Here is a 24,902-nt window from a genome sequence, read left to right as displayed (position 1 = left end):
CGCCGACGGCGCCGTCGTGGTGACGCTGGCCGGTGTGGTGACGGTGGTGGTGACGGTTGATGTGCTGGGGTTCTTGTTGTTGTTGCCCGAGCTGCAACCCGCGGTCAATGAACTCAGGGCGATCGCCGCGGCGATTCCCGCGGCGAGCGAAGCACGGGTGACTCCACTACCGGTCATGTGCCAACCAATCTCTAGAGGGGTCAGTTCTGGTGTCTCTCTACCCATTCCGGCCCGATATCAACCGCGTCCGGCCGACGCGTCATCAGCCGTTGCGGGCAGCGCCAGTCGGGTGGGACGTTCGTGGCCGCGAAGGGTCACGCTGTCGCCCAGAGACCAACGCGCCCGCTCGGTTTCGCTGGCACGCTCGATGGCGTCGGCCGTCGCGAGCAACCGGCTCGAGTGCGACTTGGCCAGCTCGCACAACCGGGCCGCCTCGTTGACCGGCTCACCGATCACGGTGTATTCGAAGCGTTCCTTGGCGCCGACGTTTCCGGCGACGACCTGCCCCGCGGCCACGCCGATGCCCGCCTCCAGTTCGGTCATTTCGCCGGCCAGCCGCTCGGCGATGCACCGCGCGGCGGCCAGGGCCGAGTCTTCGGGATTCTCCAGGCGGTTCGGCGCTCCGAAGATGGCCAGTGACGCATCGCCTTCGAACTTGTTGACCAGCCCGCAATTACGGTCCACCTCTTCGACCACGATCGCGAAGAAACGGTTCAGCACCGCAACGACTTCGGCCGGAGGTTGGCTCGTCACCAGTTGCGTCGACCCGAGGATATCGATGAATACGACGGCCACATGGCGTTCTTCGCCGCCCAGCTTCGGCTTCTCGCGTTCGGCGGCGAGGGCCACTTCGCGCCCCACGTGGCGTCCGAACAGATCGCGAACTCGTTCGCGCTCGCGCAGTCCGTCGACCATCGCGTTGAAGCCGCGTTGCAGCTCGCCGAGTTCGGTGCCGTCGAATACCACCAATTCGCCGCGCAGGTCACCCTTTTCGACGCGCTGCAGCGCCGCCCGCACCACGCGCACCGGTGTGGCCGTCAACCACGCCAGGATCCACATCAGGATGCAGCCGAAGATGAGCGCGGCCGCCGACACGATCAGCACGCCGACCGCGAACTGGGTCTCGGTGAGGTTGTTCAGCCAGATCTCGAATAGCGCCAGCAGCGCGATGCCGATGACGGGAACACCCGAACCGAGAAACCACACCGTCATGGTTCGGCCCATGATGCCGGCGGCCAGTCGCCGGGGCGGCGGGCCCGCCTCGAGCGCCTGAGCCGCCACCGGACGCAATGCGAATTCGGCGAGCAGATAACTGCCGGTCGCCACCAGAACGCCGCAGAAGCTCACCCCGACCAGGAAGCGTGGGATGAACAACGTGTTGACCATCCCGTAGAGCACCGTGTACAGCACCGCGCCGGCTCCCCAGAGAATGAGGTCGACCAGCGCGATCCGCCACGGGGCGATGAACGTGTTGCGTTCATCCTGGGGAGTCGGAGTGCGCTCCTCGATCGCCCAACGCAACGCCAGGACCGTCCTGCGGGTGATCCACACCGTGCCCACCGTCAGCGCCAGCACGACGTAGGCCGGCGCAACCCCGAAGGTGAGCCACGCCGGTGCGTCGTCGAAGATGCTCGGCGCCGGGATGGCGACGATCACCAGGATCAGCCCGGCGCCGATCCCGAGCAGGTTCGCTCCCAGCACCAGAACGGTCATGATGATCTGGATGCGCACCCGGCGACGGCCCTGGCTTTCCGACACCCGGCCGAGCAGCAGGGAGCCGTACGCAGGCGTCGTGGGCAGACGGCCGCTCTGTCGGGTGACCCGCTCGAGCACCCGGCCTATTCGCTGCGCCACGGACTGGTTGGCCGACATGGTGGCGTCAGCCTAATTTGTCGGCCACGCTCTAAGGTGAGTCGGGTGCGTCTAGTGATCGCTCAATGCACCGTGGACTATGTCGGCCGGCTCACCGCGCATCTGCCCTCCGCGCGCAGGTTGTTGCTCTTCAAGGCCGACGGATCGGTCAGCGTGCACGCCGACGACCGCGCTTACAAGCCGCTGAACTGGATGAGCCCCCCGTGCTGGCTGACCGAGGAGGCCGGCGATCAGGCGCCGGTCTGGGTGGTCGAGAACAAGGCGGGCGAACAGCTGCGCATCACCGTCGAGGAGATCGAACACGACTCCAGCCACGAACTCGGCGTCGACCCCGGCCTGGTCAAGGACGGCGTCGAAGCGCATCTGCAGGCGCTCCTCGCCGAGCACGTGCAATTGCTCGGCGAGGGATACACGCTGGTTCGTCGCGAATACATGACCGCCATCGGTCCCGTCGACCTGCTCTGCCGCGACGAACGCGGTGGCTCGGTGGCGGTGGAGATCAAGCGCCGCGGCGAGATCGACGGCGTCGAGCAGCTCACCCGGTACCTGGAGCTGCTCAACCGCGACACCGTGCTCGCGCCGGTGCGCGGAGTGTTCGCCGCCCAACAGATCAAACCGCAGGCCCGCACCCTGGCCACCGATCGTGGTATCCGTTGTCTGACATTGGATTACGACAAGATGCGGGGGATGGACAGCGACGAGTACCGGCTGTTCTGAGGGTTCGCCACTACACTAACCGGATGGCTCGGCGCCGCACCCCGCCCCGTCGGCAGCGGCCGCCCACGCCACCGCCGGCGCTGCACCGGGTGGAGGTCGGCCCGGACGGGCACGACTACGAGGTCCGGCCAGTAACGGCGGCCCGCGCGACCAAGACCTATCGGTGCCCCGGCTGTGACCACGAAATACATTCGGGCTCGGCGCATCTGGTGGTGTGGCCCACCGATGCGACGCTCGCGGGAGGGCCGGGCCGAGTGGAGGACCGCCGCCATTGGCACACGCCCTGCTGGGCGCACCGCGCTACCCGCGGTCCCACCAGGAAGTGGTCGTGAAGGGCCGGTCTCAGGCGGCCGGTTCGACGAGCTCGATCAGAACTCCGCCACCGTCTTTGGGGTGGATGAAGTTGATCCGGGAGTTTGCCGTGCCGCGACGGGGTGCGTCATAGATCAGCCGCACACCCTGCTCGCGAAGTTGGGCGACCAAGGCGTCGAGGTCGCTGACCCGAACGGCCATCTGCTGGATGCCCGGGCCGCGCTTGTCGAGGAACTTGGCGATCGTCGAGGACTCGTCGATCGGGGCCATCAACTGGATCTGTGCGGTGCCCGCCGGGGCGCCGCGCACAGCCAGCATGGCTTCGCGGATTCCCTGCTCCTCGTTGACTTCCTCGTGCACCAGGATCATGCCGAGGGTGTCGTGGTACCAGTCGATGGCGGCGTCCAGGTCGGCGACTGCGATGCCGACGTGATCGATCGCCGTCACCAGTGAGGTGGCCAGGATCTGACGGGCGTCAACTTGATCGGTCGTCATCACATAACGGTAACCTGGCGGCAAAGATTGCGCTTCTCCGGGAGGCCGAAACGGCCCTCGAGGGAGCGCCTAGTAGGCCTTAGGAGACAGTCATGACGACGTCGGTGATCGTTGCTGGAGCGCGGACACCCATCGGCAAACTGATGGGTTCGCTGAAGGACTTTTCGGCCAGCGATCTGGGGGCGATCGCGATCGCCGGGGCGCTGGAAAAGGCCAATGTGCCGGCCTCGGCGGTCGACTACGTGATCATGGGCCAGGTGCTGACCGCCGGCGCCGGCCAGATGCCGGCCCGGCAGGCGGCCGTGGCGGCCGGCATCGGCTGGGACGTTCCGGCGCTGACGATCAACAAGATGTGCCTGTCCGGCATCGACTCCATCGCGCTGGCTGACCAGCTCATTCGCGCCGGGGAATTCGACGTGGTGGTGGCCGGCGGCCAGGAGTCCATGACCAAGGCGCCGCACCTGCTGATGGACAGCCGCTCGGGCTACAAGTACGGCGACGTGACGGTGCTGGACCACATGGCCTACGACGGTCTGCACGACGTGTTCACCGACCAGCCGATGGGCGCGCTCACCGAGCAGCGCAACGATGTCGACCAATTCACCCGCCAAGAGCAGGACGAGTTCGCTGCCCGGTCGCATCAGAAGGCGGCCGCGGCCTGGAAGGACGGCGTCTTCGCCGACGAAGTGGTGCCGGTCAACATCCCTCAGCGCAAGGGTGATCCGCTGCAGTTCACCGAGGATGAGGGGATCCGCGCCAACACCACCGCCGAGTCGCTGGCCGGCCTCAAGCCGGCATTCCGTCGTGACGGCACCATCACCGCCGGCTCGGCCTCCCAGATCTCCGATGGCGCCGCCGCGGTAGTGGTGATGAGCAAGGCCAAGGCGCAGGAGCTGGGGCTGAGCTGGCTGGCCGAGATCGGCGCGCACGGCGTGGTGGCCGGACCGGATTCCACCCTGCAGTCGCAGCCCGCCAACGCGATCAAGAAGGCGATCGGCCGTGAGGGCATCTCCGTCGACCAACTCGACGTCATCGAGATCAACGAGGCGTTTTCCGCGGTGGCGCTGGCCTCGACCCGCGAACTGGGCGTGAATCCCGACCTGGTCAACGTCAATGGCGGCGCGATCGCCGTCGGGCATCCGATCGGGATGTCGGGAGCGCGGATCACGCTGCACGCCGCGCTGGAACTGTCGCGGCGCGGCTCCGGATACGCCGTCGCGGCGCTGTGTGGGGCCGGCGGGCAGGGCGACGCCCTGATTCTGCGCGCGGGCTAGCCGCCCATCGGGACGTTTGCCGACGTTGCTGGCGCGGCACGCCGGTGGCCGGGTGTGATCTTCGTCATATTTGCCGATCACAGGGCTTTTCGGTGCCCATTTTCGGCCCGTCGTGCCGCGGTCTGAGCGGCTCCGCCACCGGGTGGATGGGTAGCCCGCCCGCATGACAAACTTGACGGCGTGACTCGTCCGCGACCTTCTATCGGCCCCGCCCTGGCTGGTGCGGTCGATCTCTCCGGTCTCAAGCAGCGGGCCCAGCCCGCGGGCAGCCCCGCCGCAGGGGCCACGCCGTCGGCCGCCGAGGGTGACCGCGGAATCATCGCGGTTACCGAGGCCAATTTCGAGGCCGAGGTGCTGCTGCGGTCCGAGGAAGTGCCCGTCGTTGTGCTGTTGTGGTCGCCGCGCAGCGATGCGTGTGTCCAGCTGCTCGACACGTTCGCCGGGCTGGCCGCCGAGGACAACGGCAAGTGGTCGTTGACCACGGTCAACGTCGATGTCGCGCCCAGGGTGGCGCAGATATTCGGCGTCGACGCCGTCCCGACCGTGGTGGCGTTGGCCGCGGGTCAGCCGATTTCGAGTTTCCAGGGCATGCAGCCGGCCGAGCAATTGCGCGGCTGGCTGGATCAGATTCTGTCGGCGACCGCCGGAAAGCTCAGGGGTTCAACGGGTTCCGCAGAGGCGGAGGCGGTTGACCCGGAGCTGGCCGCGGCCCGTCAACAACTCGAAGACGGCGACTTCGAGGCGGCCAAGGCGTCGTATCAGTCGATCCTGGACGCCAATCCTGCTAGCGCTGAAGCCAAGGGCGCGATCCGGCAGATCGACTTCCTCACGCGCGCAACCGCGCAACGACCGGACGCCGTGGCCGTCGCCGACGCCGCGCCGGGCGACATCGACGCCGCCTTCGCGGCGGCCGACGTGCAGATCCTCAACCAGGACGTCGGACCGGCTTTCGATCGCCTGATCGCCTTGGTGCGCAGCACATCCGGCGACGATCGCACCCGGGTGCGCACCCGGCTGGTCGAGCTGTTCGAGCTCTTCGACCCGGCCGATCCCGAGGTTGTCGCCGGGCGGCGCAACCTCGCCAACGCGCTGTACTGAGGGTTACTCGGGGGCCAGCCACAGCGCCGACGTCGGCGGCAGCACCAGCAGCGCCGAGGCCGGCCGGCCGTGCCAGGGGTCTTCCGTGGCGTCCACGCCACCCATATTGCCGATCCCCGAACCGTTGTAGGCCGTGGCGTCGGTGTTGAGCACCTCGCGCCACCGCCCGGCCGACGGCAGGCCCAGCCGGTACCCACCGTGCTCGGCACCCGCGAAGTTGAACACGCACGCCATCACCGAGCCGTCCTTGCCGTAGCGCAGGAAGCTCAGCACGTTGTTGCCCGAGTCGTTGGCGTCGATCCAGGAGTAGCCGTCCGGCACGGTGTCCTGGCTCCACAGCGCCGGGTGGCTGCGGTAGATGTCGTTGAGGTCGCGGACCAAGCGCAGCACCCCGTTGGAGAACCCTTGCTCGTCGAGCTGCCACCAGTCCAGGCCCCGCTCCTCGGACCACTCGGCGCGCTGGCCGAATTCTTGTCCCATGAACAACAGTTGCTTGCCCGGGTGCGCCCACTGGTAGGCGAGCAAGCTGCGCAGCCCGGCCGCCTTGACGTGATTGTTGCCCGGCATCCGGCCCCACAACGTGCCCTTGCCGTGCACCACCTCGTCATGGCTGATCGGCAGCACATAGTTCTCGCTGAACGCATAGAGCATCGAGAACGTCATCTCATGGTGGTGGTAGCTGCGGTAGATGGGATCGCGGCTTATGTAGTCGAGCGTGTCGTGCATCCAGCCCATGTTCCACTTCATCGAAAAGCCCAGGCCGCCAAGGTTTGTCGGTCGCGTCACGCCCGGCCATGAGGTGGACTCCTCGGCGATGGTGACGATGCCCGGGGCGGTCTTGTGCACCGTGGCGTTCATCTCCTGCAGGAACTGCACGGCCTCGAGGTTTTCGCGGCCGCCGTAGATGTTGGGGGTCCAACCACCTTCGGGGCGGGAGTAATCCAGGTAGAGCATGGAGGCGACCGCATCCACCCGAAGGCCATCGATGTGGAATTCCTCGAGCCAGAACAGTGCGTTGGCAACCAGGAAGTTACGCACCTCCCGGCGGCCGAAGTCGAATACGTAAGTGCCCCAGTCGAGCTGCTCACCACGCTGAGGGTCGGAATGCTCGTAAAGCGGGGTGCCGTCGAAGCGTGCGAGCGCCCAGGCGTCCTTGGGGAAGTGCGCCGGAACCCAGTCGACGAGGACGCCGATGCCGGCCTGGTGTAACGCGTCGACCAGGGCCCGGAACTCGTCGGGGGTGCCGAATCGCGATGTCGGCGCGTAGTACGACGTCACCTGGTAGCCCCACGACCCGGCGAAGGGATGCTCGGCGACCGGTAGCAGCTCGACGTGTGTGAACCCGTGTTCCACAACGTAATCCGTCAACTCGCGAGCCAGCTGGCGGTAGTTGAGGCCCGGGCGCCAGGAACCCAGGTGAACCTCGTAGGTGCTCATCGGTTCGAACACCGGGTTGCGCTGCGCGCGCTCGGCCATCCAGTCGGCGTCTTCCCACGTGTAGGTGCTGCGCGTCACCCGGGATGCGGTGTGCGGCGGCACCTCGGTGGCGAACGCCATGGGGTCGGCGCGTTCGGTCACGACACCGTCGGCCCCGTGCACCCGGAATTTGTACAAGCCCTCGAGGGGAAAGCCGGGCCAGAACAGTTCCCAAACCCCCGATGAGCCCAGCACCCGCATCGGAGCTTCGCTACCGGTCCAGCCGTTGAACTCGCCGATCAGATTGACGCCCTTGGCGTTGGGCGCCCACACCGCGAACGACACTCCGGTGACAACGCCGTCGGCCGTGGTGAACGAGCGCGGATGCGCGCCGAGAACTTCCCAGAGTCGCTCGTGGCGCCCCTCCCCGAACAGGTGCAGGTCGACCTCGCCCAGGGTGGGCAGGAAGCGGTAGGCGTCGGCGACGACGTAGGGCTCGGCGCCCTGATAGGTGATCTCCAGCCGGTAGTCGATCAGGTTGACGAACGGCAACACCACACCGAACAGGCCGGATTCGATGTGCTGCAACGGGAATCGGTCATCGCCGACCAGCGCGACGACCTCGACCGCATGCGGGCGATACGCCCGGATGACGGTGTGATCGTCATACTCGTGGGCGCCCAGAATGCTGTGTGGGTTGTAGTGCGTGCCCTCGACCAGGCGCGACAGGTCGGCCGGATCGGGCGCCAAGTGCGTCCGAGCGAGTTGGTCGGCTTGGCTCATGTCCCTTTCACCTCCGGTCCTTTTCATCGCCTGCGTAGCAATGTCATTCGAGAGTCATACGGTATGAGTGGCATGTTGATGATGTGCGCGACCGCCTGCCCGGGGTCGATGCGAACGTAGTTGGATTGGCCCCATTGGAATTCCTGGCCGGTGATCTCGTCGCGCACCCAAAAACGCTCGTAGGGCTCCATACCCAATGCGTCCATATCCAAAAACAGCGTCGCTTCCTCGGTGCCGAACGCGTTGAGCGTCACCACCACCAACACGCAGTCCCCGGTCGCCGGGTCGAACTTGGAGTAGGCGAGCAGCGCATCGTTGTCGATGCTGTGGAAATGAATCGTGCGCAGCTGCTCCAGCGCGGGATGCAAGCGTCGAATTGCGTTGAGCTGCGTGATGAATGGCTCCAGCGATCGCCCCTCGGCCAGCGCTGCAGCGAAATCGCGGGGCCGCAACTCATACTTCTCGGAGTCCAGGTACTCCTCGCTGCCCTCGCGCACCGCGCGGTGCTCGAACAGTTCGTACCCCGAGTACACGCCCCACGCCGGGCCCATGGTCGCCGCCAGCACCGCGCGGATGGCGAACATCCCGGGCCCGTTGTGCTGCAGGATGGCGTGCAGGATGTCGGGGGTGTTCACGAACAGGTTGGGCCGGCGAAAGTCGGCCAGGGCGGCGATGTCGTTGCCGAACTCGGTCAGCTCCCACTTCGCCGTGCGCCAGGTGAAGTAGCTGTAGGACTGCGTGAACCCCAATTTGGCGAGGCCATATTGGCGCGCCGGCGGCGTGAACGCCTCCGACAAGAACAGCACATCGGGGTCGATGGCTTTCACCGTGGCGATCAGCCAGGCCCAGAAGTCCGGCGGCTTGGTGTGCGGATTGTCGACGCGAAAGAACTTGACCCCGTGGTCCATCCAGTGCCGGACCACGCGCAGCACCTCGTCGTAGAGGCCGGCCGGGTCGTTGTCGAAGTTGATCGGATAAATGTCTTGGTATTTCTTCGGCGGGTTTTCCGCGTAAGCGATGGTGCCGTCGGGCAATTCGGTGAACCAGTTGCGGTGCTCGCGCGCCCACGGGTGATCCGGGGCGCACTGCAGCGCCAGGTCCAGCGCGACCTCCATGCCCAACTCGCGGGTGGCGGCGACGAACGCGTCGAAGTCCTCGATGGTCCCCAGGTCCGGGTGGACGGCGTCGTGGCCGCCCTCGTCGCTGCCGATCGCCCAGGGAGACCCCACGTCTCCGGGCGCCGCGGTCGGGGAGTTGTTGCGCCCCTTGCGATGTACCTTGCCGATCGGGTGGATCGGCGGCAGGTAGACGACGTCGAACCCCATCTCCGCGATCCGGGGCAGCTGGGCGGCCGCCGTGGCGAAGGTGCCGTGCACCGGGTTGCCGTCGGCGTCCCACCCACCGGTCGAGCGGGGAAACATCTCATACCAGGCGCCGAACCGAGCCAGCGGCCGGTCCACCCAGACGCCGTACTGCTCGCCCCGGGTGACCAGATCGCGCAGCGGGTAGTCGGCCAGGATTTCCTCGATCTCGGGACCCAGCGCCAGCGCGGTGCGGGTGACCGGGTCGCCGGGCTCGCGCAGCGCGGCGGCGGCGGCCAGCAGCGGCTCGCGCAGTGCCCGCGGCACGCCCGTCGCCGCGCGCTCGAAGAGACCGGCACCGACGAGCAGATCGTTGGACAATTCGGTCTCGCCCTGACCGGCGTCCAGCTTGGCGATCACGCCGTGGCGCCACGAGTGGATGGGGTCGCCCCACCCGTCGACCCGGAACGTCCACAGCCCGACCTGATCGGGGGTGAACTGACCGTGGAACACGTAGGGCTCCAAGCCCATCGTCATCGGCAGCAGCAGCGGCTTGATCCGTTGCTGGTCGACCTTGCCGTCGCGCACGGGCGCCGGCTTGGCCGGGGCCTGGACGGCCTTGATCCGGCGGGTCTCGGTTACCTGCGGATAACCGGGCCCGAGGTAGCGCACCACCAAGGTCGCGGCGACGGCCTCGTGGCCTTCTCGCCACACCGCGGCGCTGACCGGCACGACCTCGCCGACCACGGCTTTCGCGGGGTACGCGCCACAGGAAACGACCGGTTGGACGTTATCGATCTCGACACGACCGGGCACCAGCACTCCGTTCCGATTGTGTGCGGCCAAGCCCGCGGTGTGCTCCGTGCGGAATGCCGCTCGTCGGGAAACTTCCTGTCGTGGGGAAACTTTCTGGGCGGGGAGGCATCGTTGCGACCCCGGTAACTACCCGATACCCACCCTAGTCTCCGGTCACACACCGCCGGAGAAATGCGGTCCGTCCCGTCGCCGTGCACCGGCGGGGAACCTCAGTAAGGTAGGGACGCGTGAAAGCCCTCCGCCGGTTTACCGTCCGTGCTCACCTTCCGGAGCGTCTGACCGCGCTGGACCACCTGTCGACCAACTTGCGATGGTCGTGGGACCGCCCCACTCAGGAGCTTTTCGCGACCATCGACCCAGACCTGTGGGAGCGGTGCGGCAGCGATCCGGTGGCGTTGCTGGGCGCGGTCAAACCCACGCGGCTCGACGAGTTGGCGCTCGACGAGGCCTTCCTGCGCCGGCTCGACGAGCTGACCGCCGACCTCGACGATTATCTGAGCCGCCCGCTGTGGTACCAGCAGCAGCAGGAGCAGGGCGCCCAGATGCCGGCCGCCATCGCGTACTTCTCGATGGAGTTCGGCATCGCCGAGGTGCTGCCCAACTACTCGGGTGGCCTGGGAATCCTCGCCGGCGACCACCTGAAGTCCGCATCCGATCTGGGCGTGCCGCTGGTGGCGGTGGGCCTCTATTACCGCTCCGGGTATTTCCGCCAATCCCTGACCGCCGACGGCTGGCAGAACGAGACCTACCCGTCGCTGGATCCGCAGGGCCTGCCGTTGCGGCTGCTGACGGATGCGACCGGCGAGCCCGCCCTGGTCGAGCTGATGCTGCCGGACTCCGCGCAGCTGCACGCGCGGATCTGGGTCGCCCAGGTGGGCCGCGTCCCGCTGCTGTTGCTGGATTCCGACGTTCCCGAGAACGAGCATGATCTGCGCGGTGTCACTGACCGCCTGTACGGGGGCGACCAGGAACACCGGATGCGCCAGGAGATCCTCGCCGGCATCGGCGGGGTGCGGGCGATCCGCGCCTTCACCGGCATTCACGGCCTGCCGGCGCCCGAGGTGTTCCACATGAACGAGGGCCACGCGGGTTTCCTGGGAGCCGAACGCATTCGCGAACTGATGACCGGATCCGGCTTGGACTTCGATACCGCGCTGACGGTGGTGCGTTCCAGCACGGTGTTCACCACGCACACCCCGGTGCCCGCCGGCATCGACAGGTTTCCCATCGAGATGGTGCGGCTGTACTTCGACGACCACGCGGGTGACGACGCGAAAACCGGTGACAAGGCAGCGAAATCGGATGCTGCCGGTGCTCCGGTGTTGCTGCCGGGAGTGCTGACCGCGCGCATCCTGGCGCTCGGCGCCGAGGACGATCCCACCAAATTCAACATGGCCCACATGGGTCTGCGGCTGGCCCAACGCGCCAACGGCGTCTCGTCGCTGCACGGCCGGGTGAGCCGGTCGATGTTCAACGAACTGTGGCCCGGCTTCGACGCGAGCGAGGTGCCGATCGGCTCGATTACCAACGGGGTCCACGCGCGCACCTGGGCGGCGCCGCAATGGCTGCAGCTGGGTCGCGAACTGGCCGGGTCGGATTCGTTCAGCGATCCGGGGGTCTGGCTGCGGCTCAAGCAAGTCGACGCGGGACACCTGTGGTGGATCCGCTCGCAGCTTAGGTCGCTGCTGGTCGACGACGTCCGGCGGCGGCTGCGTCGCTCCTGGCTGGAGCGGGGCGCTTCGGATGCCGAATTGGGTTGGATCGCAACAGCATTCGACCCTGAGGTGTTGACGATCGGATTCGCGCGACGGGTGCCGACGTACAAGCGGCTGACGCTGATGCTGCGCGATCCGGATCGGCTGGAACAGTTGCTGCTCGACTCCGAACGTCCGATCCAGTTGATCGTGGCCGGCAAATCGCACCCGGCCGACGACGGGGGAAAGGCGTTGATCCAGCAGGTGGTTCGCTTCGCCGACCGGCCAGAGGTGCGCCACCGGATCGCGTTCCTGCCCGACTACGACATGTCGATGGCGCGGCTGCTGTACTGGGGCTGCGACGTCTGGCTGAACAACCCGCTGCGGCCGCTGGAGGCTTGCGGCACTTCGGGAATGAAGAGCGCCCTCAACGGCGGGCTGAACCTGTCCATCCGCGACGGCTGGTGGGACGAATGGTACGACGGCGAAAACGGTTGGGAGATACCGTCCGCCGACGGCGTGACCGACGAGGCGCGGCGCGACGACCTGGAGTCCAGCGGCCTCTATACGCTGCTGGAAGAAGCGGTGGCACCGAAGTTCTACGAACGCGATGAACACGGTGTGCCGCCCCGCTGGATCGAAATGGTGCGCCACACGGTGCAGACGCTCGGTCCGAAAGTGCTGGCCTCGCGCATGGTGCGCGACTACGTCGAGCAGTACTACACGCCCGCCGCGCAATCGCTGCGCAAGACGATCGCACCCGTCGAGGGCGCCGGGGACGCGGCGAGCGGCGGCGAATTCGGCGCGGCCCGTGAGCTGGCCGCGTACCGCAGGCGCGCCCAGGAGGCCTGGCCCAAGATCGTCATCACCGACGTCGACAGCACCGGCCTGCCGGACAGCCCGGTGCTCGGCTCCAAGCTGACCCTGACCGCCACCGTGCAGCTGGCCGGCCTGGCGCCCGACGAGGTCACCGTCCAGGCGGTGGTCGGGCGCGTCGACGCCAGCGACGCGCTGCTGGAGCCCGTCACCGTCGAGATGTCCTACACCGGCACCGCCGAGGGCGGCAACCAGGTCTTCTCGACGACGACGCCGCTGCCGCTGGCCGGGGCGGTCGGCTACACCGTGCGCGTGCTGCCCCGCAATCCCATGCTGGCGGCCAGTAACGAGCTCGGTCTGGTCACGCTGGCACGCTAGCCGGACCGGTCAGGCCGACAGGCCCTCCTGGGCCGGCGCGGTGCGCAAACGCTGCAACGCCTGGCGCACCTGCTCGCCGTTGGTGGTCTGCCAGAACGGCGGAAGCGACGCCCGCAGGTAGCCGCCGTAGCCGGCGGTGACCATGCGCGAGTCGAGCACGGCGACCACGCCCCGATCGGAGACGCGACGCAACAGCCGCCCCGACCCCTGCGCCAGCAGCAGCGCCGCGTGACTGGCCGCGACGGCCATGAAGCCATTGCCCCCGCGCGCGGCGACCGCGCGCTGCCGCGCGCCCAGCAGGGGGTCGTCGGGCCGGGGAAACGGGATGCGGTCGATCAGCACCAGCGACAGCGACGGCCCGGGCACGTCGACGCCCTGCCACAGCGACAGGGTGCCGAACAGGGACGTCTGGGGGTCGGCGCTGAACTGCTCGACGAGCGCCGAGGTGCTGTCGTCGCCCTGACACAACACCGGCGTCGCCAGCCGGTCGCGCATCGCCTCGGCGGCCGCGCGGGCCGCCCGCATCGACGAGAACAACCCCAGGGTGCGCCCGTCGGCGGCGGTGATGAGTTCGGCGATCTCGCTGAGCTGCTCGGCCGAGCCGGTGCCGTCGCGTCCCGGTGGCGGCAGGTGCGCGGCCACATACAGGATCCCGGCCTTGGCGTGCTGGAACGGCGAACCCACGTCCAGGCCGCGCCACTTCGGGTGGTCGTCGTCCTCGCCGGTCAGTCCCCACGCGGCCGCCATGGCGTCGAACGAGCCGCCGATGATCAGCGTCGCCGACGTGAGCACCGCCGTGGACCGCGAGAACACCCGGGACCGCAGCAGCCCGGCGACCGACAGCGGCGCCACCCGCAACACCGGACGCGCTGCGCCCCTTACCTCCTCGTGCTCCAGCCACACCACGTCGGTGCGGTCGGGGATGGCCGGGCCGAACGACGCCAGCACGCGCGACGCGGTGTCCGATATCTCGCTTAGCGCCGCAACGGCTTCGGCGCGCGCCGAGGCCGCCTTGGGATCGTTGGTGCTGTCGATCGCCGAGCGCGCCGCGGTCGCCACGTCGCGCAGTGACGTCAGATACGTCGCCAGCTCCTCGTCGAGGCGATCGATGCGGCCCGGCGTGCCGTCGTGGATGACCGAGGCGAAGTTGGCCGTCGTCGCCTCCAGGCGCTGGATCAGTTCCGGCTCCACCAATCGGGCGATGCGCCGGGCGGTGAGCCCGAGGGCGGCCGACGTCAGCTCCGCGGTGGCCACCGATGTCACCCGGTCGACCAACTCGTGGGCCTCGTCGACGACCAGCAGCGCATGCTCGGGCAGGACCGCGGATTCGGCCACCGCATCGATGGCCAGCAGCGCGTGGTTGGTGACGACGATGTCGGCCTGACCCGCGCGGCCGCGTGCCCGTTCGGAGAAGCACTCGGTACCGAACGGGCAGCGCGTGACGCCGAGGCATTCCCGCGCGGACACGCTGACCTGCGACCACGATCGGTCCGGCACCCCGGGCTTGAGGTCGTCGCGGTCACCGGAGTCGGTGCTCGAGGCCCATTCGGTGAGCCGTTGCACGTCGCGGCCCAGGGCGCTGACCGCCATCGGGTTGAACAGTTCCTCCTGCGGGCGGTCATCGGCCTCCTCGCCGTCGGCGGCCGCGCCGTTGTGAATCTTGTTCAGACACAGATAGTTTCGCCGGCCTTTGAGCAACGCGAACTGCGGACGGCGCGGCAGCGCGTCGGCCAGCGCGTCGACCAGCCTTGGCAGATCGCGGTCGACGAGCTGGCGCTGCAGGGCGATCGTGGCCGTGGACACGACGACGGGGGAGTCGTCCTCGAGGGCGTGCACGATCGCGGGCACCAGATACGCCAGCGACTTGCCGGTGCCGGTGCCGGCCTGCACCACCAGGTGCTCTTCGGTGGCGAATGCCCGCGCCACCGCGGCGGCCATCTCCTGTTGGCCGCTGCGCTCACTGCCGCCGAGCGCGGCCACGGCGGTGGCCAGCAGCTCGGACACGGACACGTCGGACGTGGCTACCCTCTTCGCTGTTCGGGGCGGCGCTCGCGCCGCGGCATTCTTCGCGCGGTGTTAGCGCCGGCCGGCGGGAATCTGCGTCGTCGTGACCGCGGGATCGCCGTGCGACAAGTTCAATCCCTCCCACGGCAGGCTGCGCAGCCCGGAAGTTACCAGCTCGCGCGCCGCCGCGAGGTTCGGTTTGGACACCAGCTCGCCACCGCGCACCAGCGGGACGGTCAGCACCCGCGCCGGTTCGGAGACGGCGGGCTGGTGTCCGGCCGGATACACCACCTCCTCGGTGATGGTGCCGGAGTCGCGGGACAGCCGCAGCGCCTCCTTGTGGCCGCCGTGAGATTCCTTGTGGCTGCTGCGCTTTTGCACCGGCATGCCGTCCACCTCGACGAGTTTGTAGACCATGTTCGCCGTGGGGGCGCCCGAGCCGGTCACCAGCGAGGTGCCCACGCCGTAACTGTCCACCGGTTCGGCGGCCAGCGCGGCGATGGAGAACTCGTCGAGGTCACCGGAGACCACGATGCGGGTCCCGGTCGCGCCCAGCTCGTCGAGCTGCCGGCGCACCTGGCGGGCCAGCACGCCCAGCTCCCCGGAGTCGATGCGCACAGCGCCGAGCCCCGTGCCGGCGGCCGCGACGGCGTTGGCCACACCGGTCGTCACGTCGTAGGTGTCCACCAGCAGGGTGGTGTCCACGCCGAGCGCGTCGACCTGTGCCCGAAACGCCGCCAGTTCGGTGGATTCGGTGGGGGAGTCGGCGCGGGCGTGCAGCATGGTGAACGCATGCGCGGAGGTGCCCTCGGCCGGTATTCCGTAGCAGCGCTGAGCCTCGAGGTTGGAGGAGGCGTCGAAGCCGGCTATGTATGCGGCGCGGGCCGCGGCGACCGCCGCCTGTTCGTGGGTGCGCCGCGACCCCATCTCGATCAGCGGGCGTCCCCGGGCCGCGCTCACCATGCGCGCCGCGGCCGAGGCGATGGCGGTGTCGTGATTGAAAATCGACAGCGCCAGCGTCTCGAGCACCACGCATTCGGCGAACGTCCCGCTCACCGAGAGCACCGGAGATCCGGGGAAGTACAGTTCGCCTTCGGCGTAGCCGTCGATGTCGCCGCCGAACCGGAATTCGCGCAAGTACCGCAAGGTATCTGGGTCGAGGAACTGCCCCAGCGACTGGCACGCCTGGTCATCGAAGGTGAACTGCGGCAGCGCCTCGAGCAGCCGGCCGGTCCCCGCGACCACGCCGTAACGGCGTCCCTGGGGAAGCCGGCGCGCGAAGAGCTCGAAGGTGGTCGGTCGACCGGCGCTGCCGTCGCGCAGCGCCGCCGCCAGCATCGTCAACTCGTACTTGTCGGTCAGCAGCCCAGTAACGACCGGGTCGTTCATTCCATAACGGTATCGGCTGCCGTCGGGGCTCGGAAACGTCGTCCAACGCTCGGTATCGTGTAGGCCATGGTTGTTATGTCAGCGCCCACTAAGCCGGGCACTACAGGACAACGAGAGTCCGCTCCGGTAGAGGCCACGGCGAGCCCGTGGGTCACGATCGTCTGGGACGACCCGGTCAACTTGATGACCTACGTGACCTACGTGTTCCAGAAGTTGTTCGGCTACAGCGAGCCGCACGCCACCAAGCTGATGCTGCAGGTGCACAACGAGGGAAAGGCCGTGGTGTCCGCCGGCAGCCGGGAGTCCATGGAAGTCGATGTGTCCAAGCTGCACGCCGCCGGTCTGTGGGCGACGATGCAGCAGGACCGCTGACGGTCGAGGCGCTGGCGATTCCCTGTGCGCAAATGGAAGCGGGTCGAGACCGCTAACGGTCCCCGTTTCCGGTCGTCGCTGGCCTCCCACGAGGCCGCGCTGCTCAAGAATCTGGCCACGGCGATGATCGGCTTGCTCGACGAGCGTGAATCCGCCTCGCCGGCAGACGAACTCGAGGAGATCACCGGGATCAGGACCGGGAACGCCGAACCGCCGAAGGATCCCACGTTGCGTCGGCTGCTGCCGGATTTCTATCGGCCCGACGGCGATGACGCCGAGTCGTCCGATGCCGCCGACAGCCTGAACGCCGCCCTGCGCAGCCTGCACGAGCCGGACATCGTCGACGCCAAACGCGTTGCCGCACAGCGGTTACTGAGCACGGTTCCCGACGATGGCGGCCGCTTCGAGCTCACCGAGGAGGATGCGAACTGCTGGATCGGGGCCGTCAACGACATCCGGCTGACGCTGGGCGTCATGCTCGAGGTGGGGCCCGACGGCCCGGAGCGCCTGCCGGCCGACCACCCGCTGGCCGTGCACTTCGACGTGTACCAGTGGCTGACCGTCCTGCAGGAATACCTGGTCCTGGTGCTCATGGGATCCCGATGACCGCGTCGCGCGGGCAGCGCAACGCCATCACCGACGTGGCGGGCATCCGCGTCGGCCACTACCAACGACTGGACCCCGACGCGTCCCTGGGCGCCGGCTGGGCCTGCGGCGTCACCGTCATCCTGACCCCGCCGGGGACCGTCGGCGCCGTCGACTGCCGCGGCGGTGCGCCCGGCACCCGCGAGACCGACCTGCTGGATCCGGCCAACACCGTGCGGTTCGTGGACGCAGTGTTGCTCGCGGGGGGCAGCGCCTTCGGGCTGGCCGCCGCCGACGGCGTCATGCGCTTCCTGGAAGAACACGAGCGCGGCGTGGCGATGAACGGCGGGGTGGTGCCGATCGTGCCGGCAGCGGTGATCTTCGATCTGCCGGTCGGTGGTTGGCAGTGCCGCCCGACGGCGGAGTTCGGCTACGCGGCCTGTGCGGCCGCCTTGCACGAAAGCGACGCCGGCGCGGCGATGGCCGTCGGGACCGTCGGCGCCGGGGTGGGCGCGCGCGCCGGGGCGCTCAAGGGCGGAGTCGGGACCGCGTCGAGGACGCTGCCGTCCGGTGTGACCGTCGGGGCCGTCGCGGTGGTGAATTCCGCCGGCGAGGTCGTCGACCGGTCAACCGGCCTGCCGTGGATGACGGATTTGACCCGGGAGTTCGGGCTGCGGCCGCCGCCGGCCGAACAGATCGACGCCCTCGCCCGGCTGCCCTCCCCGTCGGATCCGGTGGACAACCCGCTCAACACCGTCATCGCGGTGGTGGCCACCGACGCCGCCCTAAGCCCCGCAGCGTGCAGGCGGGTGGCGATCGCCGCCCACGACGGCCTGGCCCGCAGCATCCGGCCGGCGCACACGCCGGTCGACGGCGACACCGTGTTCGTGCTGGCCACCGGGGCGGTCGAGGTGCCCCCGCCCGCGGAGGCGCCCGCCGCGTTCTCCCCGGAGACCCGGCTGGCCACCGAGGTCGGCAGCGCCGCCGCCGACTGCCTGGCCCACGCAGTGCTGGGCGGCGTGCTGGCCGCCGACTCGATCGCCGGCATACCGAGCTACCGCGACGTGCTGCCGGGCGCATTCGGTCGATGACGGGTGGCCGGCCGCGGCGCCGGTAGCCTTGACGATGCTGGAAACACGCTGGAAGGGCCGCCATGGGTAAGACCACCACCGCGCCGCGACGATGCCGAGCGGAGCGATGAGCAGAAGCGACGCTCGTGGCTTCGCGGGGCGTCCCGGCACGCCGGGCGCCCAGCCGAAGAAGCGGTCCACCGCGACGGTCGGCGCCGCGACCATCCTCACCTTCGTGGCGCTGCTCTACCTCGTCGAGCTGATCGACCAGCTGAGCCGGCATGCGCTGGACGCCAATGGCATCCGGCCGCTGGAAGTCGACGGCCTGTGGGGCATCGTCTTCGCCCCGGTGCTGCACGCGAGCTGGCAGCACCTGGCGGCCAACACCGTGCCGCTGCTGATCCTCGGATTTCTGATGACGCTGGCCGGCCTGTCCCGATTCGTCTGGGCGACCGCCATCGTGTGGATCCTGGGCGGCTTCGGCACCTGGCTCATCGGCAACGTCGGCAGCAGCTGCGGGCCCACCGACCACCTCGGCGCCTCCGGATTGATCTTCGGCTGGCTGGCCTTCTTGTTGGTGTTCGGAATCTTCGTGCGCCGGATGCGCGACATCGTCATCGGGCTGGTCGTCATGTTCGCCTACGGCGGCGTTCTGCTCGGGGCCATGCCGGTGCTCGGCAGGTGCGGTGGCGTGTCGTGGCAGGGCCACCTGTGCGGCGCGATCGCCGGCGTCCTGGCCGCCTACTGGTTGTCGGCGCCGGAACGCAAGGGCCGGACGTCCAGGAAAGCCGGCACCACCGTGCCGCGGCCCAAGACATGAGCGCGGCGCTGGCGCCCATCGGCGTCTTCGACTCCGGGGTCGGGGGACTCACCGTCGCGCGGGCGATCATCGACCAGCTGCCCGACGAAGACATCATCTACGTCGGCGACACCGGCCACGGTCCGTACGGGCCGCTGACCATCCCGGAGGTCCGCGCGCACGCGTTGGCCATCGGTGACGACCTCGTCGGCCGCGGCGTCAAGGCGTTGGTCATCGCCTGCAACACGGCGTCGGCGGCGTGCCTTCGCGACGCTCGCGAACGCTACGACGTGCCCGTCGTCGAGGTGATCCTGCCCGCGGTGCGCCGCGCGGTCGCCACCACCCGCAACGGACGCATCGGCGTGATCGGCACCCAGGCGACCATCAACTCGCACGCCTATCAGGACGCGTTCGCCGCCGCCCGGGACACGGAGATCACCGCGGTGGCGTGCCCGCGCTTCGTCGACTTCGTCGAGCGCGGCGTTACCAGCGGCCGTCAGGTGCTCGGGTTGGCCGAGGGCTATCTGGAGCCGCTGCAGCGCGCGCAGGTCGACACGCTGGTGCTCGGCTGCACGCACTATCCGCTGCTGTCCGGTCTCATCCAATTGGCGATGGGCGACAACGTGACCCTGGTCTCCAGCGCCGAGGAGACGGCTAAGGAAGTGCTGCGCGTGCTGACCGACCGGGATCTGCTTCGCCCGCATGACGCCTCGCCCGCGACACGGGTCTTCGAAGCCACCGGTGACCCCGACGCGTTCACCGCATTGGCGGCGCGATTCCTGGCTCCCGCCGTCACCGGCGTCCAGCCCGTTCACCAGGTGCACATTGATTGACCTGCGGACGAGATTCTCGTCACACCAATGCGGCGATGTTTTCGTCACGGTCCTACCGGGCATGGCACAGTAGTGTCCGTGCGAATAACCGTGCTCGGCTGCTCGGGCAGCGTGGTGGGTCCGGACTCGCCCGCGTCGGGTTATCTGCTCCGGGCACCGGACACTCCGCCGTTGGTCATCGACTTCGGCGGGGGCGTTTTAGGCGCCCTGCAGCGCTATGCCGATCCCGGTTCCGTGCACGTGCTGCTGTCCCATTTGCACGCCGACCATTGTTTGGATTTGCCCGGCCTTTTCGTGTGGCGGCGCTACCACCCGACGCGCCCGCTCGGGAAGGCGTTGCTCTACGGCCCGGGCGACACGTGGTCGCGGTTGGGCGCGGCGTCGTCACCCTACGGCGGTGAAATCGATGACTGCTCGGACATTTTCGACGTTCGGCATTGGGTCGACGGTGAGCCGGTGACCATCGGCGCGCTGACGGTGACGCCGCGGGTGGTGGCCCACCCGACGGAGTCCTACGGCCTGAAGATCACCGACCCCTCCGGCGCGTCCTTCGTCTACAGCGGTGACACCGGCGTCTGCGATCAGCTCGTCGAGCTGGCGCGCGGCGCCGACGTTTTCCTGTGCGAGGCCTCGTGGACGCACGCGCCGGACCGCCCGCCCGCGCTGCACCTGTCGGGCACCGAGGCCGGCCGGGCCGCGGCCGAGGCCGGCGTTCACGAACTGTTGCTGACCCACATCCCGCCGTGGACCTCGCGCGAGGACGTGATCAGCGAGGCCAAGGCTGAGTTCGACGGTCCCGTGCACGCGGTGGTGTGCGGGGAGACCTTCGATATCCGCCGCTCCGAGAGGGTCTGAGTCAGCGCGTTAGGGTTGGCGTCGTGACGAGACGAGAAGACGGCCGCCTTGACGACGAGCTGCGGCCCGTGGTCATCACCCGCGGTTTCACCGACCACCCCGCCGGTTCGGTATTGATCGAATTCGGCCACACCAAGGTCATGTGCACCGCCAGCGTGACCGAGGGGGTGCCGCGGTGGCGCAAGGGGTCGGGCCTCGGCTGGCTGACCGCGGAGTACGCGATGTTGCCGTCGGCCACCCACACCCGTTCGGACCGCGAGGCGGTGAAGGGCCGGCTGTCCGGGCGCACCCAGGAGATCAGCCGGCTGATCGGGCGGTCGCTGCGCGCCTGCATCGACCTGGCCGCGCTCGGCGAGAACACCATCGCCGTCGACTGCGACGTCTTGCAGGCCGACGGCGGCACCCGCACCGCGGCCATCACGGGCGCCTTCGTGGCGTTGTCCGACGCGGTGACCTATCTCGCGGCGGCGGGGAAGCTGTCGGACCCCCGGCCGCTGTCGTGTGCGATCGCGGCGGTCAGCGTCGGCGTAGTCGACGGCCGGATCCGGGTCGACCTGCCCTACGAGGAGGACTCCCGCGCCGAGGTCGACATGAACGTCGTCGCCACCGACACCGGAACGCTGGTGGAGGTCCAGGGGACCGGCGAGGGGGCGACGTTCCCGCGCTCGACGCTGGACAAGTTGCTCGACGTCGCGCTGGCCGCCTGCGACAAGCTGTTCGCCGCCCAGCGCGAGGCGCTGGCGCTGCCGTACCCCGGTGCGCTCCCGGAGGGGGCTCCGGCGCCGAAGGCGTTCGGCAGCTGACCCGGCGCCAGCCCGCCCTTGACCTAACTGCCCCGCTCAGCATCGCCGACACCGCTGCCAACACGGCGCGCCGCCCGGTCGATCAGGGCTCGTTCTTCTGCAGCTCGAATATCGGGATGGCTCGTGTGGTTTTTGACTGGTAGTTCGCGAACGCGAACGCGGGTACGGCCGCGTTGATCTTGGGGATGATCGCCTCGCGTTCGGACGAGTCGAGTTCGTGCGCAACGACATCGAACGAGTCGGTGGCGACTTCAACGCGCGCCCGCGGGTTGGCCCGCAGGTTGTGCACCCACGCCGGGTTGACGTCGGCGCCACCGTAACCCGCGACGATCAGCAGCTTGCCGTCGACACGGAAAACCACCAGCGGCGCGGTGCGCGGCTCGCCGGACTTCGCGCCCGTCGTGGTGAGTAGCAACAGCTCGTTGCCCTCGAATCGCCCGCCGACCTTACCGGCGTTGTTGCGAAACTCGTCGGTGATGTTCTCGTTGAGCGCCTTGAGCGTCTCGTTATCCGGTTTTTGGCTCACTATCGACGAAGCTCCTTCGTCGCCCTCCCTATTCCTTGCGGAGCGTGCCGCGTTGTATGTCCGTCGCCGCGTCTGTCTCGCAGTCCGTAAGGTGGCGGGGTGCATCGGCAACGGCCCACACGCGCGTCTAGGAATAGATGCTGACCCGCCTCCTGGTCGCCAGCCGCAACCCCAAGAAGCTGGCCGAGTTGCGCCGGGTGCTCGACGCCGCCGGCCTGACCGGGTTGACGTTGGTATCGCTCGACGACGTGGCGCCGTTCGACGAGGCGCCGGAGACGGGCGCGATCTTCGAGGACAACGCGCTGGCCAAGGCGCGGGATGCCTTCAACGCGAGCGGATTGGCAAGCGTGGCCGACGATTCCGGGCTCGAGGTCGCCGCGCTCAACGGCATGCCCGGCGTGCTGTCGGCGCGCTGGTCGGGTCGCCACGGCGATGACGCGGGCAACACCGCGTTGCTGCTGGCGCAATTGCGCGACGTGCCCGACGGCCGGCGCGGTGCGGCGTTCGTCTCGGCCTGCGCGCTCGTCTCGGCCGCCGGAGAGGTCGTCGTGCGCGGCGAGTGGCCCGGCAGCATCGCCCGCGAGCCGCGCGGCGACGGCGGCTTCGGCTATGACCCGGTCTTCATCCCGAACGGACACGACCGCACGGCGGCGCAGCTGAGCCCAGCGGAGAAGGACGCCATCTCACATCGCGGGCGGGCGTTGCGGCTGCTGTTGCCCGCGCTCGAAACGCTCGCCCGAGCCGGGGGCTAGAGCGCCCCGGCGTGTGACCTACAACCCGAAACGCGCCTTGACGTCCCTGGTTTGGAAGTGCTCGACGATGATGCCGAGCAGCGGGATGGTCCCGGACAGCAGCACGCCCACCGTCTTGCCGAGCGGCCAGCGCACCTTGACCGCCAGATTGAACGCGGTCAACACGTAGATGAAATACACCCAGCCGTGGACCACTTCGATCCACCGGATCTCGTGGCCGAAGGCGAGGTGCGAGACGATCTCGTAGCACAGCGCGATCAGCCACAGACCCGTCGTCCACGCCATGATCCGGTAGCCGAGCAACGCGGTGCGGATCTTGTCGGCGGGGACCGCGGGCACTTGCGCTCCGGGCGTCTCCGGTGTGGTCATGCGGTTGTCCTCTTCTGCTTTTCGGCGTCGTGCGCGGCGAGCTCGGCCAGGTAGGCGTTGTACTCCCGCAGGGCGGGGTCGTCGGGTGTCTGCGCGGCGGGCTTGGGCCGCTCGGGTAGCAGCCCGGCGGGTATCTCCGTCATCGCGTCAGTGCCGCGCGGCTGTGGTGGCTCCTCTTCGTAGCGCACGAATTTGCGGTACGCGTACACGCAGAATCCCGCGAACAGCGGCCACTGCAACGCGTAGCCGAGGTTCTGAAAGGAGCCCGAGACGGAATTGAACCTGGTCCACTGCCACCAGCCCAGGGCCAGGCAGCCGCACGCCGCGACGATCACCAGCGCGATGAGCGCGGGCCTGCGACGATGCGTAGTGGACACCCCTTGACCGTACCGCTTTGGGATTGGGGCCCGACGAATTCGTCGAGCCCGTGCCGGCAGCCCGGCGGCGTCGCAAGCGATACGATCGGCAAGCCGCGGGCGTGGCGAAATTGGCAGACGCGATGGTTTTAGGTGCCATTGCTCGAAAGAGCTTGAGGGTTCGAGTCCCTCCGCCCGCACCAGGGCTACGAGTCCACACTTCATTCCGGTCCGGTGAACCTCACCCCGACGACGAACGTATTTATGAGCAGCACGTCGCTATCTCGTCGGACGACGAGGGGAGAGGTGATGGGAGACAAGCATCACGATCCGACGGATCATTTCCGGACCACGCAACCGCGCGCTGGCATCACGATGAAGGACAACTTTCTCTGGCCGGGGCTCATCCTGCTAGCCGTCGCGTTGTCGGGGATGATCGGCACTACGGCAGTCGCTGCATACGGGCATTACGAATGGCTCGCCACGACAGTGCTTGTCGCCGTACTCGGAACGGTGGCGGGAGCGCTCTGGTTCGTCGCGGAGTTTCGCCGCGTCGACCGCATTGATGATCATTGGCTGCTTCGAAGACGCCGTCATACCCGCCGACGCGCTGCCACCGCCACACGGGTCGAAGCCGCACGCTCGCCGAGCTGAAGGAAAGAATCCGCGGCGGACGTGTCTCGGCGCCGGGCACCGACCGACGCCGGTCAGTCTTCGATGAAGCGGGCACGTACCTCCGGGGCCGGCAGCGGACAAGTGTCGTACTTGCCGCCGATGCGGTAGCGGACCGCGGCAAATCTGTCGTAGAGCCAGTCGCGCAGCGGAGCGGGAATGACGCGCGCGAGCGCGAACAGTCGCCAGGGTCCGCCGAGGTAATGCGCCACGCGCAGCACGGCCTCGGATCGGACGGCCGCCAGCTCCGAGGGCCCGCCCGGGTCATCCACAAACACCACCGAGTCGACGCTGCCGATCTCGGGGTGCCGCTCGATGATCGCTTTGGCGAAGACGCTCTCCAGCGCCGCGAAGCGCAGGGGGCCGGTGGGATCGAACCGCAGAATCGCGCGCACCGACCGGTTGCAGACGCCGCACACCCCGTCATACAGCAGCACCGGCGCCGCTGACTCACCGCTCATGTCGTCCAGGTTACTGGGCGGCGCCGCGGTTGACCTATGGTAAGGCAACCCTTAGTTTGTAACGTACCGAGCCGTGACCAGCTG

At 68.5% G+C, this 24,902-nt stretch carries 24 protein-coding genes and 1 tRNA gene; 15 read left to right on the top strand and 10 right to left on the bottom strand.

Going from position 1 to position 24,902, the window contains the following annotated elements; genetic code table 11:
- Positions 1–237: 237 nt before the first annotated feature.
- Complete coding sequence (locus DQP57_RS04630) at positions 238–1,872, bottom strand: adenylate/guanylate cyclase domain-containing protein (RefSeq protein ID WP_112631863.1); 1,635 nt, start codon at positions 1,870–1,872, stop codon at positions 238–240.
- A gap of 45 nt (positions 1,873–1,917) precedes the next feature.
- Here DQP57_RS04630 and nucS point away from each other — a divergent pair, with 45 nt between their 5' ends.
- Together nucS and DQP57_RS04620 are read left to right on the top strand one after the other, a co-directional pair.
- Complete coding sequence (nucS, locus tag DQP57_RS04625; RefSeq protein ID WP_112631862.1) at positions 1,918–2,589, top strand: endonuclease NucS; 672 nt, start codon at positions 1,918–1,920, stop codon at positions 2,587–2,589.
- A gap of 23 nt (positions 2,590–2,612) precedes the next feature.
- Positions 2,613–2,921 carry a hypothetical protein gene (locus tag DQP57_RS04620; protein WP_112631861.1) on the top strand — a complete coding sequence of 103 codons (309 nt, stop codon included), beginning with the start codon at positions 2,613–2,615 and terminating at the stop codon, positions 2,919–2,921.
- A gap of 10 nt (positions 2,922–2,931) precedes the next feature.
- On the opposite strand, the gene mce is transcribed toward DQP57_RS04620, so the two are convergent.
- Positions 2,932–3,399 (bottom strand): methylmalonyl-CoA epimerase, encoded by a 468-nt coding sequence (gene mce / locus DQP57_RS04615; protein ID WP_082972021.1) that lies wholly within the window; start codon positions 3,397–3,399, stop codon positions 2,932–2,934.
- An 89-nt stretch (positions 3,400–3,488) separates the two neighbouring features.
- Here mce and DQP57_RS04610 point away from each other — a divergent pair, with 89 nt between their 5' ends.
- Positions 3,489–4,670, top strand: a complete 1,182-nt coding sequence (locus DQP57_RS04610; RefSeq protein ID WP_112631860.1) for an acetyl-CoA C-acetyltransferase — start codon at positions 3,489–3,491, stop codon at positions 4,668–4,670.
- Between the two features lie 180 nt (positions 4,671–4,850).
- Positions 4,851–5,768: a tetratricopeptide repeat protein gene (locus DQP57_RS04605; protein WP_112631859.1), complete on the top strand. Its 918-nt coding sequence runs from the start codon at positions 4,851–4,853 to the stop codon at positions 5,766–5,768.
- A 3-nt stretch (positions 5,769–5,771) separates the two neighbouring features.
- Here DQP57_RS04605 and glgB read toward each other — a convergent pair whose 3' ends face one another.
- Positions 5,772–7,967 (bottom strand): 1,4-alpha-glucan branching protein GlgB, encoded by a 2,196-nt coding sequence (gene glgB, locus DQP57_RS04600; RefSeq protein ID WP_112631858.1) that lies wholly within the window; start codon positions 7,965–7,967, stop codon positions 5,772–5,774.
- A gap of 23 nt (positions 7,968–7,990) precedes the next feature.
- Positions 7,991–10,084 carry an alpha-1,4-glucan--maltose-1-phosphate maltosyltransferase gene (locus DQP57_RS04595; RefSeq protein WP_205869035.1) on the bottom strand — a complete coding sequence of 698 codons (2,094 nt, stop codon included), beginning with the start codon at positions 10,082–10,084 and terminating at the stop codon, positions 7,991–7,993.
- Positions 10,085–10,311: 227 nt separating this feature from the next.
- On the opposite strand from DQP57_RS04595, the gene glgP reads away from it, so the two are divergent.
- Entirely contained in the window at positions 10,312–12,972 is a 2,661-nt protein-coding gene (gene glgP / locus DQP57_RS04590; RefSeq protein ID WP_112631856.1) for an alpha-glucan family phosphorylase, read from the top strand.
- 9 nt (positions 12,973–12,981) lie between these two features.
- On the opposite strand, the gene DQP57_RS04585 is transcribed toward glgP, so the two are convergent.
- The gene (locus tag DQP57_RS04585) at positions 12,982–14,982 is read right to left on the bottom strand and encodes an ATP-dependent DNA helicase (RefSeq protein WP_112631855.1); all 2,001 of its coding nucleotides are present in this window, start codon (positions 14,980–14,982) and stop codon (positions 12,982–12,984) included.
- Between the two features lie 66 nt (positions 14,983–15,048).
- Positions 15,049–16,365 (bottom strand): nicotinate phosphoribosyltransferase, encoded by a 1,317-nt coding sequence (locus tag DQP57_RS04580; RefSeq protein ID WP_112631854.1) that lies wholly within the window; start codon positions 16,363–16,365, stop codon positions 15,049–15,051.
- Between the two features lie 66 nt (positions 16,366–16,431).
- Between DQP57_RS04580 and clpS the strand changes: the two genes are divergently transcribed.
- The 7 genes from clpS to rph all read left to right on the top strand — a co-directional run bounded on the left by clpS (position 16,432) and on the right by rph (position 21,682).
- A complete protein-coding gene (gene clpS / locus DQP57_RS04575; protein WP_066867352.1) occupies positions 16,432–16,737 on the top strand; it encodes an ATP-dependent Clp protease adapter ClpS in 306 nt (101 codons plus the stop codon).
- Positions 16,738–16,761: 24 nt separating this feature from the next.
- Positions 16,762–17,343 carry a DUF2017 domain-containing protein gene (locus DQP57_RS04570; RefSeq protein WP_112631853.1) on the top strand — a complete coding sequence of 194 codons (582 nt, stop codon included), beginning with the start codon at positions 16,762–16,764 and terminating at the stop codon, positions 17,341–17,343.
- Positions 17,340–18,413, top strand: a complete 1,074-nt coding sequence (locus DQP57_RS04565; protein WP_112631852.1) for a P1 family peptidase — start codon at positions 17,340–17,342, stop codon at positions 18,411–18,413. Before DQP57_RS04570 ends, DQP57_RS04565 begins: the two co-directional genes overlap by 4 nt.
- Before the next feature lie 106 nt (positions 18,414–18,519).
- Positions 18,520–19,212, top strand: a complete 693-nt coding sequence (locus tag DQP57_RS04560) for a rhomboid family intramembrane serine protease (RefSeq protein ID WP_205869034.1) — start codon at positions 18,520–18,522, stop codon at positions 19,210–19,212.
- Positions 19,209–20,024 carry a glutamate racemase gene (gene murI / locus DQP57_RS04555; protein WP_112631851.1) on the top strand — a complete coding sequence of 272 codons (816 nt, stop codon included), beginning with the start codon at positions 19,209–19,211 and terminating at the stop codon, positions 20,022–20,024. Before DQP57_RS04560 ends, murI begins: the two co-directional genes overlap by 4 nt.
- A 72-nt stretch (positions 20,025–20,096) precedes the next feature.
- Entirely contained in the window at positions 20,097–20,879 is a 783-nt protein-coding gene (locus DQP57_RS04550; protein WP_205869033.1) for a cyclic nucleotide-degrading phosphodiesterase, read from the top strand.
- Between the two features lie 23 nt (positions 20,880–20,902).
- Positions 20,903–21,682 (top strand): ribonuclease PH, encoded by a 780-nt coding sequence (gene rph, locus DQP57_RS04545; RefSeq protein ID WP_112631849.1) that lies wholly within the window; start codon positions 20,903–20,905, stop codon positions 21,680–21,682.
- A gap of 82 nt (positions 21,683–21,764) precedes the next feature.
- Here the strand turns inward: rph and DQP57_RS04540 are convergent, their stop codons facing one another.
- Complete coding sequence (locus DQP57_RS04540) at positions 21,765–22,208, bottom strand: nitroreductase family deazaflavin-dependent oxidoreductase (protein WP_205869032.1); 444 nt, start codon at positions 22,206–22,208, stop codon at positions 21,765–21,767.
- A 137-nt stretch (positions 22,209–22,345) separates the two neighbouring features.
- On the opposite strand from DQP57_RS04540, the gene rdgB reads away from it, so the two are divergent.
- Positions 22,346–22,960, top strand: coding sequence for an RdgB/HAM1 family non-canonical purine NTP pyrophosphatase (rdgB, locus tag DQP57_RS04535; protein ID WP_112631847.1), 615 nt, complete (start codon positions 22,346–22,348; stop codon positions 22,958–22,960).
- A gap of 18 nt (positions 22,961–22,978) precedes the next feature.
- Here rdgB and DQP57_RS04530 read toward each other — a convergent pair whose 3' ends face one another.
- The gene (locus DQP57_RS04530) at positions 22,979–23,329 is read right to left on the bottom strand and encodes a DUF3817 domain-containing protein (RefSeq protein WP_112631846.1); all 351 of its coding nucleotides are present in this window, start codon (positions 23,327–23,329) and stop codon (positions 22,979–22,981) included.
- A complete protein-coding gene (locus DQP57_RS04525) occupies positions 23,326–23,706 on the bottom strand; it encodes a hypothetical protein (protein ID WP_112631845.1) in 381 nt (126 codons plus the stop codon). Before DQP57_RS04525 ends, DQP57_RS04530 begins: the two co-directional genes overlap by 4 nt.
- Before the next feature lie 95 nt (positions 23,707–23,801).
- Between DQP57_RS04525 and DQP57_RS04520 the strand changes: the two genes are divergently transcribed.
- A tRNA-Leu gene (locus DQP57_RS04520) sits at positions 23,802–23,888 on the top strand.
- 106 nt (positions 23,889–23,994) lie between these two features.
- A complete protein-coding gene (usfY, locus tag DQP57_RS04515; RefSeq protein ID WP_112631879.1) occupies positions 23,995–24,339 on the top strand; it encodes a protein UsfY in 345 nt (114 codons plus the stop codon).
- A gap of 53 nt (positions 24,340–24,392) precedes the next feature.
- Here usfY and DQP57_RS04510 read toward each other — a convergent pair whose 3' ends face one another.
- The gene (locus DQP57_RS04510; protein WP_112631844.1) at positions 24,393–24,818 is read right to left on the bottom strand and encodes a thiol-disulfide oxidoreductase DCC family protein; all 426 of its coding nucleotides are present in this window, start codon (positions 24,816–24,818) and stop codon (positions 24,393–24,395) included.
- Between the last annotated feature and the right edge of the window lie 84 nt (positions 24,819–24,902).

It is taken from the genome of Mycobacterium colombiense, assembly GCF_003284935.1.
GTDB classification, from domain to species: Bacteria; Actinomycetota; Actinomycetes; order Mycobacteriales; family Mycobacteriaceae; genus Mycobacterium; species Mycobacterium arosiense_A.
This window is presented reverse-complemented; position numbering and strand designations above follow the sequence as displayed.